Origin of the sequence: Rhodanobacter sp. ANJX3, assembly GCF_014200755.1 — a bacterium.
GTDB lineage: Bacteria > Pseudomonadota > Gammaproteobacteria > Xanthomonadales > Rhodanobacteraceae > Rhodanobacter.
The window spans coordinates 277846-292843 of record NZ_JACHCM010000004.1 but is presented as its reverse complement, the minus strand read 5'-3'; the positions used below and the strand labels follow the sequence as shown (position 1 = coordinate 292843).

General features: G+C 64.4%; 9 protein-coding genes. 3 read left to right on the top strand and 6 right to left on the bottom strand.

Going from position 1 to position 14998, the window contains the following annotated elements:
- Positions 1-181 precede the first annotated feature (181 nt).
- Positions 182-1219, top strand: a complete 1038-nt coding sequence (locus HDE76_RS13030; protein ID WP_184508122.1) for a YncE family protein — start codon at positions 182-184, stop codon at positions 1217-1219.
- Between the two features lie 45 nt (positions 1220-1264).
- Here HDE76_RS13030 and HDE76_RS13025 read toward each other — a convergent pair whose 3' ends face one another.
- The 6 genes from HDE76_RS13025 to HDE76_RS13000 all read right to left on the bottom strand — a co-directional run bounded on the left by HDE76_RS13025 (position 1265) and on the right by HDE76_RS13000 (position 9716).
- Positions 1265-2665: an ATP-binding protein gene (locus HDE76_RS13025; protein WP_184508119.1), complete on the bottom strand. Its 1401-nt coding sequence runs from the start codon at positions 2663-2665 to the stop codon at positions 1265-1267.
- On the bottom strand, positions 2662-3327 hold the full coding sequence (locus HDE76_RS13020; RefSeq protein ID WP_179480405.1) for a response regulator: 666 nt from the start codon (positions 3325-3327) through the stop codon (positions 2662-2664). Before HDE76_RS13020 ends, HDE76_RS13025 begins: the two co-directional genes overlap by 4 nt.
- A gap of 116 nt (positions 3328-3443) precedes the next feature.
- On the bottom strand, positions 3444-5672 hold the full coding sequence (locus HDE76_RS13015) for a TonB-dependent receptor (protein ID WP_184508116.1): 2229 nt from the start codon (positions 5670-5672) through the stop codon (positions 3444-3446).
- Positions 5673-5942: 270 nt separating this feature from the next.
- A complete protein-coding gene (locus tag HDE76_RS13010; RefSeq protein ID WP_184508114.1) occupies positions 5943-6908 on the bottom strand; it encodes a hypothetical protein in 966 nt (321 codons plus the stop codon).
- A 126-nt stretch (positions 6909-7034) separates the two neighbouring features.
- Positions 7035-9032, bottom strand: coding sequence for a bifunctional 2',3'-cyclic-nucleotide 2'-phosphodiesterase/3'-nucleotidase (locus HDE76_RS13005; protein ID WP_184508111.1), 1998 nt, complete (start codon positions 9030-9032; stop codon positions 7035-7037).
- Positions 9033-9194: 162 nt separating this feature from the next.
- Positions 9195-9716 (bottom strand): c-type cytochrome, encoded by a 522-nt coding sequence (locus tag HDE76_RS13000; protein WP_179480744.1) that lies wholly within the window; start codon positions 9714-9716, stop codon positions 9195-9197.
- A gap of 530 nt (positions 9717-10246) precedes the next feature.
- Here HDE76_RS13000 and HDE76_RS12995 point away from each other — a divergent pair.
- Together HDE76_RS12995 and HDE76_RS12990 are read left to right on the top strand one after the other, a co-directional pair.
- Positions 10247-11503 carry an efflux RND transporter periplasmic adaptor subunit gene (locus tag HDE76_RS12995; protein WP_184508107.1) on the top strand — a complete coding sequence of 419 codons (1257 nt, stop codon included), beginning with the start codon at positions 10247-10249 and terminating at the stop codon, positions 11501-11503.
- Between the two features lie 139 nt (positions 11504-11642).
- A complete protein-coding gene (locus HDE76_RS12990; protein WP_179480415.1) occupies positions 11643-14891 on the top strand; it encodes an efflux RND transporter permease subunit in 3249 nt (1082 codons plus the stop codon).
- The last annotated feature ends 107 nt before the right edge of the window (positions 14892-14998 follow it).

Sequence of the window (14998 nt, the reverse complement as noted above, 5' to 3'; positions counted from 1 at the left end):
TGATGTGGCGCCCTACGTTAGCTGGCACGGCTTAGTAGGAACTTTGTGGAGCGTGACACTTTGACTTAATGGATGAAGGGCGGCGGGGCAGGATCTTGCGCGCTGTCACTAAGGTGGCAGTAAGGGGATGCTTTCATGCTGACACGCGATCGATCTCTCCCTCATTCGTCAGGACCGTCTCATGCACAAACTTTTCCGCCACGTTCTGCCTGCGGCGCTCGCCCTGTCAATCGCCGCTCCGTCCATCGCAGCCGACGCCGGACATGCCGGCAGCGGCTACCAGGTGATCTCGCGCATGGATCTCGGCGGTGACGGCGGCTGGGATTACCTCAGCTTCGACGCGCCGCGCCATCACCTGTTCGTCAGCCGCGGCGATCGCGTGCTGGTGATCGATGCCGTAAAGGACAGGCAGGTTGGAACCATTGCTGATACCCAGGGCGTGCACGGCATCGCCGTGGCGCAGGATCTCAAGCGCGGCTTCACCAGCGACGGCAAGGCGGCCACGGTCACGGCATTTGATCTGGATACGCTGAAGACCGTGGCGGTGATCAAGGGCACTGGCCTCAACCCCGATGCCATCGTCTACGACGCGGCTTCGCATCACGTGCTGACCCTCAACGGCAAAAGCAGCAGCGCCAGCGTGATCGACCCGGCAACCAATGCCGTGATCGCCACCATCGCCCTGCCAGGCAAGCCGGAGTTTGCGGTGTCCGATGGCGCCGGCCACGTGTACGTGAACATCGAGGACAAGTCCGAACTGGTCCAGATCGATTCGGCCAAGAACACCGTACTGAACACCTGGCCGCTGGCGCCGTGCGAATCGCCCAGCGGTCTGGCGCTCGATCGCCAGCATCATCGGCTCTTTTCGGTGTGCGACAACCAGAAAATGGCCGTGCTCGACGCGAACAACGGGCATCTCGTCGCCACGCTGCCGATCGGCGACGGTCCCGATGCGGTGGTGTTCGACGATGCGGCCTCGATGGTCTACAGCTCCAACGGTCAGAGCGGAACGGTTACCGCGATCCACGAGGACGACGCGGATCACTACACGGTGAAAGACACCATCGCGACGCAGGTCAGCGCGCGTACGCTGGCGCTCGATCCGTCGTCGCACCGGCTGTATCTGTCGGCGGCAAAGTTCGGAGCTACCAAGCAGGCGAATGGACGTCCATCTGTCGTACCCGGCAGCTTTACGGTGCTGGTGGTCGGTCGACACTGATCGGTTCGATCAGCTGACGGGGCGGCGTCTTGCAGAGCTGCCCGGTTAGTCGGCCAGTGGCATGGCGACCCGCACGCGCAGGCCGGTGCCGAACGGCGAATCGAGCAGTTCGATCGACGCGTTGTGCAGCTCGGCCGCGCGCTGCACGATCGAAAGGCCCAGACCGTAGCCTTCGCCGCGGCTGGATTTTTCGCGATGAAAACGTGCGAACACGGCGGCGCGCTGTTCGACGGGAATGCCCGGGCCGTCGTCGATGACGTCGATCGTGGCTTCCTTCTCCGCCTGCCCGATGATCAGCTGCACCTGGCCGCCTTGCGGCACGTGGCGTAGCGCATTTTCGATCAGGTTGCGCAGCAGGGCGGCCAGCGCGGCCTCGTAACCTTGCACGACGACGTGTGGATGGAGCCGCATGAAGTCGAGCTGCACACCACTTTCGGCGATGATGGTGGTCAGCTCTTCGATCACATCGCTGGCGACCTCGACCAGATCGATTGTCGTGTGCTGGCGCGCGGCGACGCCGGCTTCGAGTCGCGCCAGGGCGAGCAGCTGTTCGATCCGCCGCGCCAGTGCGACCACGCTGTGCTGCGCGCCGCCGAGACTGTCCTGCGCCTCTTTCAAATCGTGGGTGGCCAGCGCGCTCTCGAGATTGATCATGATCGAGGCCAGCGGTGTGCGCAGCTCGTGCGCCACGTCCGCGCTGAAGCGCCGCTCGCGCTCGAGCGCATCTTCCTGACGTTCGAGTTGGGCGTTGAGCGCGGCCAGCACCGGCTGCAGTTCCTGCGGTGCTTGATTCAGATGAATCGGCTGGCGGCTGCCCGGCTCGCGCGCCGACAGCGCCTGCGCCAGCGTCGCCAACGGGCGCAGGCCGCGCGTCACCGCCCAGCCGACCAGCAAGGCCAGCAGCGGCAGTCCCAGCAGCAGCGGCACGCCGTGGTCGAGCCAGAGCGCGCGGAGAATGCCGTTGCGGCTGTCGTAGCGTTCGGCGGTGCGGATCACCACGCCCTCGGCCGCATCGCGCAGCGTATAGACGCGCCAGAGGTAGTCACCGATGCGCAGGTCCTGAAAGTCCGCGTCGCCCAGCCTGGGCGCGGGCAGGCTCACCACGTTGGCGGTGGCCAGCGTGGGACGCTCCAGACGATCGAACACCTGAAAGCCGACCTCGGCCTCGTAGGTGTAGGAGTGTTTGCTGCGCGCCAGCTTAATGGCGGCTTCGTTCGGTACGGGCACCAGATCGCTGTGGCCGTCGGTACCACGCAGCGAGTCGATGCCGGCGTGCCCGATCAGTACTTCGAGCGTGCGCGCGGATTCGGCCAGCCGGCCGTCCATCAGCTCATCGACTTCTCGGATGGTGCGCTGAAAGCTCAGCACACCCAGCGGCACCAGCACCACGACCAGCACGATCACGATCAACCAGCGCAGCCGCGCACGCAGGCTGGTCGGCGTCATTGCGGTTCTCGCGGAATCATGTAGCCGAAGCCACGAACGTTCTGGATCGTCTCGAAGCTCAGCTTGCGCCGCAGCGCGTGCACAAGCACTTCCAGCGCGCTGCTGCCCACGGCGTTGTCCAGCCCGTACAGCGAGTTCTCCAGGCTTTCGCGCCGAACCAGTCGACCGGCGCGCTCCATCAGCGTCTGCAGCAGCGAAAACTCGCGTCGGGTCAGCTCGACACGCTCGCCGCGAAAGGTCACTTCGGAGGTGCCCAGGTCGAGGCTGAGCGCGCCTGCCTCGATGCGATTGGCGGCCAGACCCTGCACGCGTCGGGTCAGCGAACGGATGCGCGCGCCCAGCTCGTCGAGATGGAAGGGCTTGACCAGATAATCGTCGGCGCCGGCGTCGAGGCCGGCCACGCGCGCTTCCAGCGTATCGCGCGCGGTCATCACCAGCACCGGCGTCTTGATGTTGTTGCGTCTGGCTTCGATCAGCACGTCCAGACCATCCTTGCCCGGCAGGCCGAGGTCCAGCAGCATGAGGTCGGCGGTTTCATCGCGCAGCGCGGCCAGCGCCGCGCGACCGTCGTGCAGCCATGTCACCGTATAGGACAGACGTTCCAGCGCGCGCTGAATCGCGGCGCCGAGCGGTGCGTCGTCTTCCACGAGAATGATGTGCAACGTGCGCTCCTCCGGTTGTCGCTCCGCATGGTCTGTCGGAGCGGCATGGGACAAGCGCACAGTATTGCGCCGATCGCTTTCAAACGACTTAGAGGCGATGTGCGCTTACCCCTCGATCAGAGTCCGAACGACACGGACGCGAACCAGCTGCGGCCCGGTAGTACGTAATACGAGCCGGTGTTGCCGCTGACCGAGTTAATCACCAGGTTCTGACTGGCGAACAGGTTGTCCACTTCCAACCGCACTTTGTAGCTCTTGAACACCGGGCCGTTGAGGTTCTGGCCATAGCCGATGCTGGCCGCCGCCTGCCAGAAGCCGCCGCTGTGGATGGTCGAGGTGGCCGTGCTGGCGATGTCCGGATTGAACGTGCTGTTGTAGGCAGTCTGGCGGCCGGAAAACTTGTCGTAAAGCGACGCGGAAAAACCCTGGTCTTCATACAGCACGCCGATCGCCGCGGTGCGGTCGGGCACATTGGGCACGTCGAGCTTCGAGCCCTTGAAGGTGGCGTCCTGTGCCGATCCGTTGACGAATGCGCTGGTGCCGGCGCCTAAGTAATATGTGGCTTCGGCCTCGATGCCCTTGATGTACGCGCCCTTGGCCTCGTAGTTCAGCGGATCGGTGGTGCCGGGAATGGTGGTGGAAAACGCGTAGTTCTGGAAGTTGATGAAATAGACGTCCGCGTCGGCGTTGAAGCGATCGGTCTTGTACACCGTGCCGAACTGGTAGTTCTTGGTTTCCTCCGGCTTGATCTTGTTCTGGCCCGGATTGCTCACGTAGAACTCGTCGAGGTTGGGTGCCAGAAAGCCCTGCGCCACGGTGCCATAGATGCTCCAGTCGTCGCGCAGCAGATAGTTGGCGGTAAGAAAGCCCAACGTCTTCTGCGAGGTCTGGTCGTAGTACAGCGGTGTCTTGGTGGTCTGGTTGATCGGTGCGTCGATATAGCGCTTGAAGTCGACGTTCTTCACGCCGGGCGTAATGGTCAGCTTGTCGGCGGCGTGCCACTCGTATTCGGCGTAGAGCTGGGTCGTGCGCATGCGATCGTTCATGGTGTACTTGAACGGTCCGCTGTACACGCCCTTGGCGTTGAACGAGCCGTAGATCGGCTGGCCCGGCTTGACGTCGATGGCGCCGCCGCGGTTGTAGTCGATCGCGATGCTGCTGCGGTCGTTGCTGGTGAACTCGTACCAGCCGCCGGTGCGGAACTGGCCGTAGTCGTCGGTATGGGTCAGCTCGAACGTATCGCCGAAGGCACGGTATTTGTTGATCTTGATGTAGCCGCCGATATCCGTCGGCGAGGTCTTGGTGCCGACGTACGGGCTTTCGTGGCTGGTGTTGCTATAGGCGTAGGTATAGACCTTGTCGTCCAGCTCCCAGTCGCTGGGCAGGCGGCTGTGCACGCCGATGTATTCCAGATCGGTTTCCTTGGTCTGGTAGTTGTAGCAGGCGCAGTTGGTGCTCTTGGGGTCGTTGTTCAAACCGAAGTTGCGGCCGAGCGTGGCGATCTGCTGCAGGGTGAGCGAGCTGAGGTTGGGATTGTTGAAGCGGATGTAGTTGTAGTTGCTGAGAAAGGTGATCTCGGTGCTGTCGCCGATGGGCTGCACGTATTTCACGTAGCCGGTTTTGCGCGAGGATTCGCTGTCCGTCTTGGCCGTGTCGGTAGTGAGGTATTGCGCGCTGGCGATCAGCTTGCCGCCGTTGTCGAAGGTGCCCGAGTTGAGCTCCAGATGGGTCAGCGAGGTGCCGTAGCTGCCGTAGGTCTGCGAGGGGATGAACGAGAAATTGTCGCGGGCATCCTTCGAGCTCAGCGCCACCGTGCCGCCGAAGGTCGCCTCGCCGATCGTGCTGGCGTTGCCGGGGCCGCGATCGATCAGCACCTGGCCGATCATCTTGGCCGGGAAATAGCTGCTGGTGTGATGGCTGAAGTCGTTGGTGTCGCCGAACGGGATGCCGTCGTAGGTCACGTTGTAGCTGTTGTCATTAAAGCCGCGCAAGGTCATCTGCTTCGACTCGCCCAGGCCCGGGCCCGCCGGGCTGACGTTGGTGACGCCCGGCGCGATGGCGGCGATGGTGGCGTAGTCCGCGGTCGGCGAGACGTGGTTGCTGATCCAGTCCAGGCCGATGATCGACTGCGGCTGGGTAATGGTCAGGTCCGCCTGCGTTGGCGCCTGGGTCAGCGCAGAGGTGCTGGTGTTGCCGCGCACTTCCACTTCCTCGAGCTGCTTGGGCGGCGTGACGGGCAGGGCGGTGACATCCGCCGGCGCCGTCGCATTCGGTGCCGCATCTGTGGCAAACACGTTGCCGCTCAGCGACAGCCCCGTCACAAAAATCCAGCCCAGGGGTGCCATGCTCTGGCGCAGACTGCGGATCAAAGGGCGCAGCGCCAACGAGCGGGAGCGGTGCGGCAGAGCGCTGAATCGACTTGGCATACGAACCTGCACGGTAGTGGGAATAGTCCGCTAGCGTGATCAGGCCATATGACAGTTCTGCGGCAGCCGCGTGTAGCGCGACCACCGTTTTCTTAGTTTTGTCTTAGAGCGTGGGCTCAGGCACGAAAAAACGCGTGGCATGGTATCGGATGGCTCGCCACGGGCGACGTATCCACGCAAAAACTCGGATCAATCCGAGATCGCCAGAATGCACTCGCCCGCGCCAAAGCTGCGGCAGCAGACAGAAAATATCGAGATCTGGTGCGACTGCACAGCCGGCGTCAGCAGACCTTCCAGAAAGCCGCTGAAAAACACGCAGCCGGATTGACCGCTCTCGCTGCAGATCGGGCTGTGATGGATATGCAGCTGCTCGGCCTGTTGATCGACTTCGACCAGCAGGCCGAGCGACGGCATGCCGACGCGCTCGATCGCCTCCAGCAATCCGAGCCCGCGGCTCGAGCCGTGGTCGTGTTCGAATATCGACGCGCCCAGGCGCTGGCCCGCCAGCTGCAGCGATGACGCACGGGCGGCTTCGGCTACCGAATCTTCCAGCTTCTGCAGACGGGGGAAAATATCCGGGTAGTCGCTCAGTAACTTGGGGAGCATCTGGTCGACGGACGTGACGTCGGGGCCGAGCGGGATCATTTCGATGAAGGGCTCGATCGGAGGTGCCGTGGGCGCTGGCGCTGGTGCCGATACAAGGGCAAACGGGACATCAGCCGCCATCACCTGCGCATAGTCTGGTTCGGTCGGTAGCTCGACGGCGGTGACGACTTGGGACTCTTCGGCTGCGTCGATCGTCTCCAAAGCAGGCGCGGGCGCTTCGACAACCGTGGGTTCGACAGGCGGCTCGGTAGCCGGGGCGCCGGGCTGATACGCGATGCGGCGCGAGGCGGCGAAGTGCGGCTTCTGCACACCTTCTTCGAACGCCGATATCTGATAGCTGATGATGCGCTCCTGCGCATCCATCGCCGCTGCCAGCGCGCGCTGCTTACGCTCCGGTCCGCGCACTACCATCGTCAGCAGCACGCCGTGCTGGTCATCAGCCAGGCGCTGACGCTGCAGGGTGAACCCCTGTGAGAGGACGACGCGACCGATCTCGATCAGCAGGTTTTCGCGTCGTTCCGACAGGGCCTGGATTTCCAACGCGATCATCGGTGCCTTAACGTTGTGGTTGATCGAAGGGGTGAGTTGCCTTCAGCGAATGCCATCGGTGCCCCGCGGCCGATGAAACCCATGCCGAACAACCGTAGGCGATATGTCGCCCACGCTATCCGTCGATCACCTTTTCGACAAGTCGATCGTGTAGGTAGCCGTGCCGTCGCCGTGGTCTTGGGATAGGCGGATGTTGGTCAGCCCGGCCGCGTTCGCCACATCCCGCTTGCCGCTGGCGCCGGTGAAGACAATCGGGCCGCGGGTTTTCAGTGGTGCAAACGTCCACGAGGTCGCTTCGAGATCGCTCGCATCGATCCGCTTTTTCTGCTTCAACCAGTCGGCCAGAATTTCGCGTGTGCCGTCCGGCGCGGCCAGCACGATGCTGCTGCCGTCGAGCCCGGGAAAGTGGCCGCCGCCGCTGGCGCGGTAGTTGTTGGTGACCACGACGAAGGGTTGCTCGGGCGTCACCGGTTTGCCGTGATAGGTCAGCGCGGTGATGCGCTGGCCGACGGGCTTTGATACGTCGATGATGTAGTGGATGCCGCCCTGGATCTGGTCGACGTTGAAGCCGGGGTATTTGTCGTTGATGAGGGCTTGCTCACCGGCCAGGGTCGGATCGATGCGATTGAAGCGCTCGGCCGATTTCTCCAGCCACGCCTTGAGGCCGGCGCCGTCGGTTTTTACGGCAGCCAGCGTGTTGGGATAGAAGTACAAATCGGCCGCGCTGCGCAGCGTCAGCGAGCCGGCGGCGACGTCGGTGTAATCGTCGGGGCCACCAAAGCCGGTGCGGAAGGCCGCGGCGCTGGACAGCACCGGCACGTCGCGCAGCTCGGGATGCGTGCGCGGCAGCTCGCGCCTCACGTAGTCGGCCTGCGCGGCGTTGACCACGGCCAGCGCGGTCATATTGCCTTCGTCGGCAAAGTAGCTGCTGAGGCGCACGCGGCTTTCGCCGATCGGCGTGTTGACGTAGGCGATGGCGGCCGCCTGGGTCTGATCGAGCAGCGGCGCGATCTGCGGATCGGCCGGCACGCACTCGGGCTTGGCCGACTTGCTGGCACCGGGGGCGGCAACGCAGATCGGCCGCACTTCGCTGTGCGAGCCGCTGCGATCGATTACCCAGCGGCCCTGCTGCCGATCGAGCGCCAGCTCGATCACGCCCAGGTCCTTTCCGAAGAAGCCGCCCATCACGGCCGGCACGCCGCGCACGAAGCCGCGCTGCGCATCGACATCTTTCATGTCGGCGTAGTGTGGGCAGGGGAATTCGGTGTGCGCGTGGCCGAGCAGCAGCGCGTCGATGCCCGGCACGCCGGCCAGGTACCAGCCGCCGTTTTCCATCGCCGGCGTGTACGGCGCGGTGTCGAGGCCGCCGTGCAGGATGGCCACGATCAGGTCGGGATGCTGCGCCTGCAGCTGGGGCAGGTATTTTTGCGCCGCCTCGACCACGCCGGTGACGGTGACCTTGCCAGCCAGATTCTGCTTGTCCCACTGCATGATCGGCGGCGGGGTGAAACCAATGATGCCGATTTTCAGCGGCACGCGGATCGTCTTGCCGTCGGCTGTGGTGGCTTCGATGGTTTTCGTCACCACCGTCCACGGTTTGAAGATGGGCTGGCCGTCGCGCGCGCTGTCGACGTTCGCCAGCACCAGCGGAAAATGCGGGCCGGCGCAGCGATCGGTGCGGCCGCCGTCGACGTTCATCGGCGTGCCGGTGGCCTGCGAGAGAAAGCCCAGGCCGTAGTTGAACTCGTGGTTGCCGGCCGTGCCGCCGTCGTAGCCGATCGTGTCCATCGCACGGTAGATCGCCAGCTCCTGATCGCAGGCGATCGGTTTGACCAGCGCCTGATAGTCGGCCAGCACGCTGCCCTGGATGGTGTCGCCACTGTCGAACAGGAAGGTGTTGGGAAATTCCGCGCGGGCGCGGCGGATCAGTGTGGCGGTGCGCTCGTAGCCCAGTGTGCTGTCCGGCTTGAGCTTGTAATAGTCGTAGCTCAGCACGTTGGAGTGCACGTCGGTGGTTTCCAGAATCGCCACCTTGGCCCGCATGCCGTCGGGCAGCTTGGTGGATTGGCTGGCGCAACCGGCGAGCAAGGCAAGAACAGCGAGAGCGACCAGACGAGACGACATGCAGTATTCCAGTAGAGGGTGGCGATGCGTGCGACCGAAGCCGGGCACCGACGCTAGCAGATGCCGATGACAGTTTCCGCGATGCGGTGCCCGACGCACATACAGCAACGCCGCCCGAAGGCGGCGTCTGTAGGTGCGATGGGGGCGGCTTGGTAATTCGGCTTACTTGGCCTGATCGACGATCCAGGTGACCGCTGCCTTGACCTGCGCGTCGGTGAGCGCGGGGTTGCCACCCTTGGCCGGCATGTAGTTGCCGTCCGGGCCGTGATAGCCCTCGATGGCATGCTTGACCAGCGTGTCCAGGCCCTCGGCGATGCGGGGCGCCCACATGGCCTTGTTGCCGACCTTGGGCGCGCCGGCGACACCGGCGGTGTGGCAGCTGGTGCACAGGTTGTCGAAGATGGTCTTGCCGTCGGTGGTGCCGCCGTAGGCCACCTGCGAAGCCGCGGCCTTGGCCGCCGCATCGGCCGCCGCCTGCATCGCGGCGCGGCCGGTATTGCCGGCATAGACGGCGCCGGCGGGCGCGATGCGATCGGCCACGGCCGCGGAGGCGTTGGGGTTGGTTTCTTTCGGTGCGTGGTCGTAGATCTCGTAGCCGGCGAACATCAGGACCAGGGTCAGCACGACCAAGCCGCCCACCATGATGACCAGCTGACGGATGGTGGCCTTGTCGGAATTGCTCATGGAACCGCTCACGCACGTACTCCTTTCAGTAGGCAGGGCGGTGAGCCAGTGCGGCTGTTCCGGCTTACCTGATGGCTGTTCTGTTGCACCGGTGGTCTGGCCAGACCTGCACTGGGGCAGCTGCAGCGCTGGCTATTGCGCGCGGTTGCCATGCTCGCTCAAAGGCAACCAGCGCAGGATTATAGACGAAGCCCGTTATAAGCGAAGCCCGCCCGGCGCATCTGCATCCACGGCGCGAATCACGCCCAAGGAACGATTTTTCGGGACCGAGCGCGCAGCGTGAACGAAGCCGCCGAAAAGAGGTCTGCAAGAAGCCGCCCCTGCCATCGGTCATGGCCGACCCCTGTCAACTGGCATTGTTCAAGCCCGCTGCACTGCACCTATCATTTCGTCCCAGTGGAGCCGCCGGTCGTCGTGCCGGCCGGGGGAGACCCGAATAGCTCCGATAAATACGCCATGCGTGCCAACCGGTGCATGGCTTTTGCCTTGTGGATCACGTTGCCGCGTTGTTTCAAGTCCAGGAGTTTCACATGTCGCGTTTTTGGAAGATCGCCCTGATCGTCATAGCTGTGATCGTGGTGGCGTTAGTGGGCTTTCGGCTGTTGCACAAACCGGCGGAGACGGCCGGTGGCCATCATCGCCGCGGCGCTGGCGCGGATGCTTCCGCGGCCAAGGGCCAGGATGCCCAGGGCGAAAAAGATGCCGCGCCGGTGCCGGTCACCGTGCAGCCAGTGGTCAGCCAGGCCGTGCCGATCTATCTCACCGGCCTGGGCACCGTGCAGGCGCTCAACACCGTGACGATCAATCCGCAGGTCGGCGGCGAGATGATGACGATCAACTTTACCGAAGGTCAGTCGGTGAAGAAGGGCGACGTGCTGGCGCAGATCGATCCGCGCACCTACCAGGCCAACTACGACCAGGCCGTGGCCAAGCAGAAGCAGGACGAAGCCCTGCTGGGTACCGCGCAGAGCACGCTCAAGCGCAACCAGGCGCTGGTCGGGCAAGGCTACGTGGCAGCGCTCGACATGGACACCTACCGCAATACCGTCGCCTCGGACGCAGCCACCGTGGCCTCCGACGCCGCCGCGGTGAAATCGGCCAAGGTCCAGCTCGACTACACCAAGATCATCTCGCCCTGCGATTGCGTTACCGGCATCCGCAGCATCGATCCGGGCAACGTGGTGACCACCACCACCGCCATCGTCACGCTGACCCAGATCCATCCGATCTACGTGATCTTCTACCTGCCGGAACAGAATCTGGAAACGGTGCGCAATGCGGTCAAGGGTGGTGCCCAGCTCGCGGTGGCGGCGCTGGACAAGACCGACGCGCATCCGCTGGCCAGCGGCGGCGTGCTGCAGGTGATCGACAACCAGATCAACACCACCACCGGCACGTTCAAGCTGCGCGCGCAGTTTCCGAATCTGGACAGCAACCTGTGGCCCGGCCAGTTCGTCAACGTGCAGCTGAAGGTGAGCACCACGGCCAACGGTCTGGTGATTCCGGCGCAGGCCGTGCAGCGCGGCCCGGACGGCGACTACGTGTATCAGCTGCAGGCCGACAAGACGGTCAAGATGCAGCCGGTCACCGTGGCGAACGAAGTGGGCGCCAGCAATGTGATGATCAGCAAGGGTCTGGCCGTTGGCGATCAGGTGGTGACCGAAGGCCAGTTCCGGCTCAAGCCCGGCAGCAAGGTGCAGGCGCTCAAGCCCGGCGAAGTGCCGGCCGCACCGACCGCGGCCGAGATGCAGAAGGCCAAGCAGGGCGGTGGTCGTCGTGGTGGGTGAGGTTGAGTTGAGCGCGGGAACCGCTTTGGGTGGTTCCCCGTTCCCCGTTACTCGCGGCGTTGCCGCTCGCCCTTCGGGCCGCCTGCGGCGTTCGCGCTGCGCGCGTCCCCGCTCTTAACTGCCAACGGTCCGACGCCTCATGGGATTCTCCACCCTCTTCATCCGCCGCCCGATCGCCACCTCGCTGCTGATGGTGGCGGTGCTGCTGCTCGGCATCCTCGGTTACCGCGAGCTGCCGGTGTCGGCGCTGCCCGAGATCGAGGCGCCCAGCCTGGTCGTCACCACGCAGTACCCGGGCGCTAGCGCGGCGACCATGGCGTCGCTGGTAACCACGCCGCTGGAGCGCAATCTCGGCCAGATCTCCGGCCTGTCGATGATGACCTCCGACTCGTCGGCCGGCCTGTCGACGATCGTGCTGCAGTTCGATATGGATCGCGATATCGATATCGCCGCGCAGGACGTGCAGTCGGAGCTCAATCAGGCGCGCGGCACGCTGCCCAGCACCTTGCCGTATCCGCCGGTGTACAACCGCGTCAATCCGGCCGATGCGCCCATCCTCACGCTGCAGCTGACCTCGGACACGCTGCCGCTGCGCGACGTCAACAATTATGCCGATTCGATTCTGGCGCAGAAGCTGTCGCAGGTGCAGGGCGTGGGCCTGGTTTCGATCGCGGGCAACGTGCGCCCGGCCGTACGCGTGCAGGTGAATCCGGCGCAGCTGGCCAACCTCGGTCTGACCATGGAGGACGTGCGCAACTCGCTCACCCAGGCCAACGTCAATGCCCCCAAGGGCACGCTCAATGGCGCCACGCAGAGTTACAGCATCGGTACCAACGACCAGCTGGCCACTGCGGACGAGTACAAGAACACCATCATCAGCTACAGCAACAATGCGCCGGTGCGCTTGTCCGACGTGGCCAGCGTGGTCGATGGCGTAGAGAACGATCAGCTTGCCGCGTGGGCCAACGGCAAGTCCGCCGTGCTGCTGGATATCCGCCGTCAGCCGGGCGCCAATATCGTGCAGACGGTGCAGTCGATCCGGCAGATTCTGCCGCAGCTGCAGGCCGTGCTGCCGGCCGACGTGCATCTGGACGTGTTCGCCGATCGCACCGTGACCATCCGCGCTTCGGTGCACGACGTGGAGATGACCTTGCTGATCACCATCGCCCTGGTGGTGGCGGTGATCTTCGTTTTCCTGCGCCGGCTGTGGGCCACGGTGATTCCGTCGGTGGCGGTGCCGCTGTCGCTGCTGGGTACCTTTGCGGTGATGTCGTTTACCGGCATGTCGCTGGATAACCTTTCCCTGATGGCGTTGGCGGTCGCCACCGGCTTCGTGGTGGACGATGCGATCGTGATGATCGAGAACATCGTGCGCTATATCGAGCAGGGCATGGACGGCAAGGAGGCGGCCGAGGTCGGCGCCAGGGAAATCGGCTTCACCGTGCTGTCGCTGACCGTGTCGCTGGTGGCGGTGTTTCTGCCGCTGTTGCTGATGCCCGGTGTTACCGGTCGCCTGTTCCACGAATTCGCCTGGGTACTGACCATTGCGGTGGTCATCTCGATGCTGGTGTCGTTGACGCTGACGCCGATGATGTGCGCGTACCTGCTGAAGGCCGACGAGCTGCCCGACAGCGACGACGTGCACGAGCGTCACGCGGCGGCGGGCACCAAGAACCTGTGGACGCGCATCGTCGGCGGCTACGAGCGTTCGCTCGACTGGGTGCTCGACCACCAGCGGCTGACGATGGTGGTGGCCGGCATCACCGTGTTCATCACCATTATTTTGTACATCATCATCCCGAAGGGCCTGCTGCCCGAGCAGGACACCGGCATGATCACCGGCGTGGTGCAGGCCGATCAGAACGTGGCGTTCCCGCAGATGGAACAGCGCACGCAGGCGGTCGCCAATGCGCTGCGCAAGGTCGACGGCGTGGCCGGCGTGGCGGCCTTTATCGGTGCCGGTTCGGTCAACCCGACTTTGAACCAAGGCCAGCTCAGCATCGTGCTGAAGGATCGCGGCGATCGCGCCAATCTCGACACCGTCGTCGCCGACCTGCAGAACGCCGCGGCCAATATTCCCGGCGTGGCGCTGTATCTGAAACCGGTGCAGGACGTGACCCTGGACAGCCAGGTGTCGGCGACCGAATACCAGTACTCGCTATCGGACGTGAACTCGACCGAGCTGTCCGGTTACGCGAACCAGATGACCCAGGCGCTGCGCAAGCGGCCCGAGCTGGCCGACGTCGACAACAACCTGGCCGACCAGGGTACGGCGCTCAAGCTGACCATCGATCGCGACAAGGCCAGCCGTCTCGGTGTGCCGGTGCAGACCATCGACGACACGCTGTACGACTCGTTCGGCCAGCGCCAGATTTCGACCATCTTCACCCAGCTCAACCAGTACCGCGTGGTGCTGGAAGTGGCGCCGCAGTTCCGCAACAGCACGGCGCTGCTCAACCAGCTGGCGGTGAAGAGCAACGGCAACGGCGCGCTGACCGGCAGCAATGCCACCAGCTTCGGCCAGGCGGCGTCGAGCAATTCGTCCACCAGTACCGGTATCGCGGTGGCCAATACCGGCGTGATCATCGGTACCGGCAGCATCATCCCGATCGCCTCGCTGGCCAGCTCCGAGGTCACCACGGCGCCGCTGGTAGTAAGCCATTCGCAGCAGCTGCCGGCGGTGACCGTGTCGTTCAATCTGGCGCCGGGCTATTCGTTGTCGCAGGGCGTCGACGCGATTCACGAGGTGGAAAAGCAGCTGAAATTTCCGGCGCAGGTGCGCGGCCAGTTCATCGGCAAGGCGGCCGAGTTCTCCAACAGCCTGGGTGATGAGGTGCTGCTGCTGCTCGCGGCGATCATCGTGATCTACATCGTGCTGGGCGTGCTGTACGAGAGCTATATCCATCCGCTGACGATCATCTCGACGCTGCCGCCGGCCGGTGTCGGTGCCTTGCTCGCGCTGATCATCTGCGGCATGAGCCTGTCGGTCGACGGCATCGTCGGCATCGTGCTGCTGATCGGCATCGTCAAGAAGAACGCGATCATGATGATCGACTTCGCCATCGAGGCGAAACGTACCGGGCTCAACGCGCGCGAGGCGATCCGCCGGGCCTGCCTGCTGCGCTTCCGCCCGATCATGATGACCACCGCCGCGGCCATGCTTGGCGCATTGCCGCTGGCGCTGGGCAACGGCATCGGCTCGGAGCTGCGTCGCCCGCTCGGCGTGTCGATCGTCGGCGGCCTGCTGCTGTCGCAGCTGGTGACGCTGTACACCACGCCGGTGATCTACCTGCATATGGAGCGCTTCTCCGACTGGATGGAAGCGCGCCGCCAGCGGCGTGCGCTGGCCCATGCGCAAGGAAGCCGCCAGGTGCGGAGCGTGACGTGATTCCAGCGGTTCGATGGCGACCGTCCGTTCATGTGCGGACGGCACGACAGGAAAGGGGCGCGGCGCGAGCCGTTCGCCCCTTTCGCCTTGATGGTGATGCGCTGGCA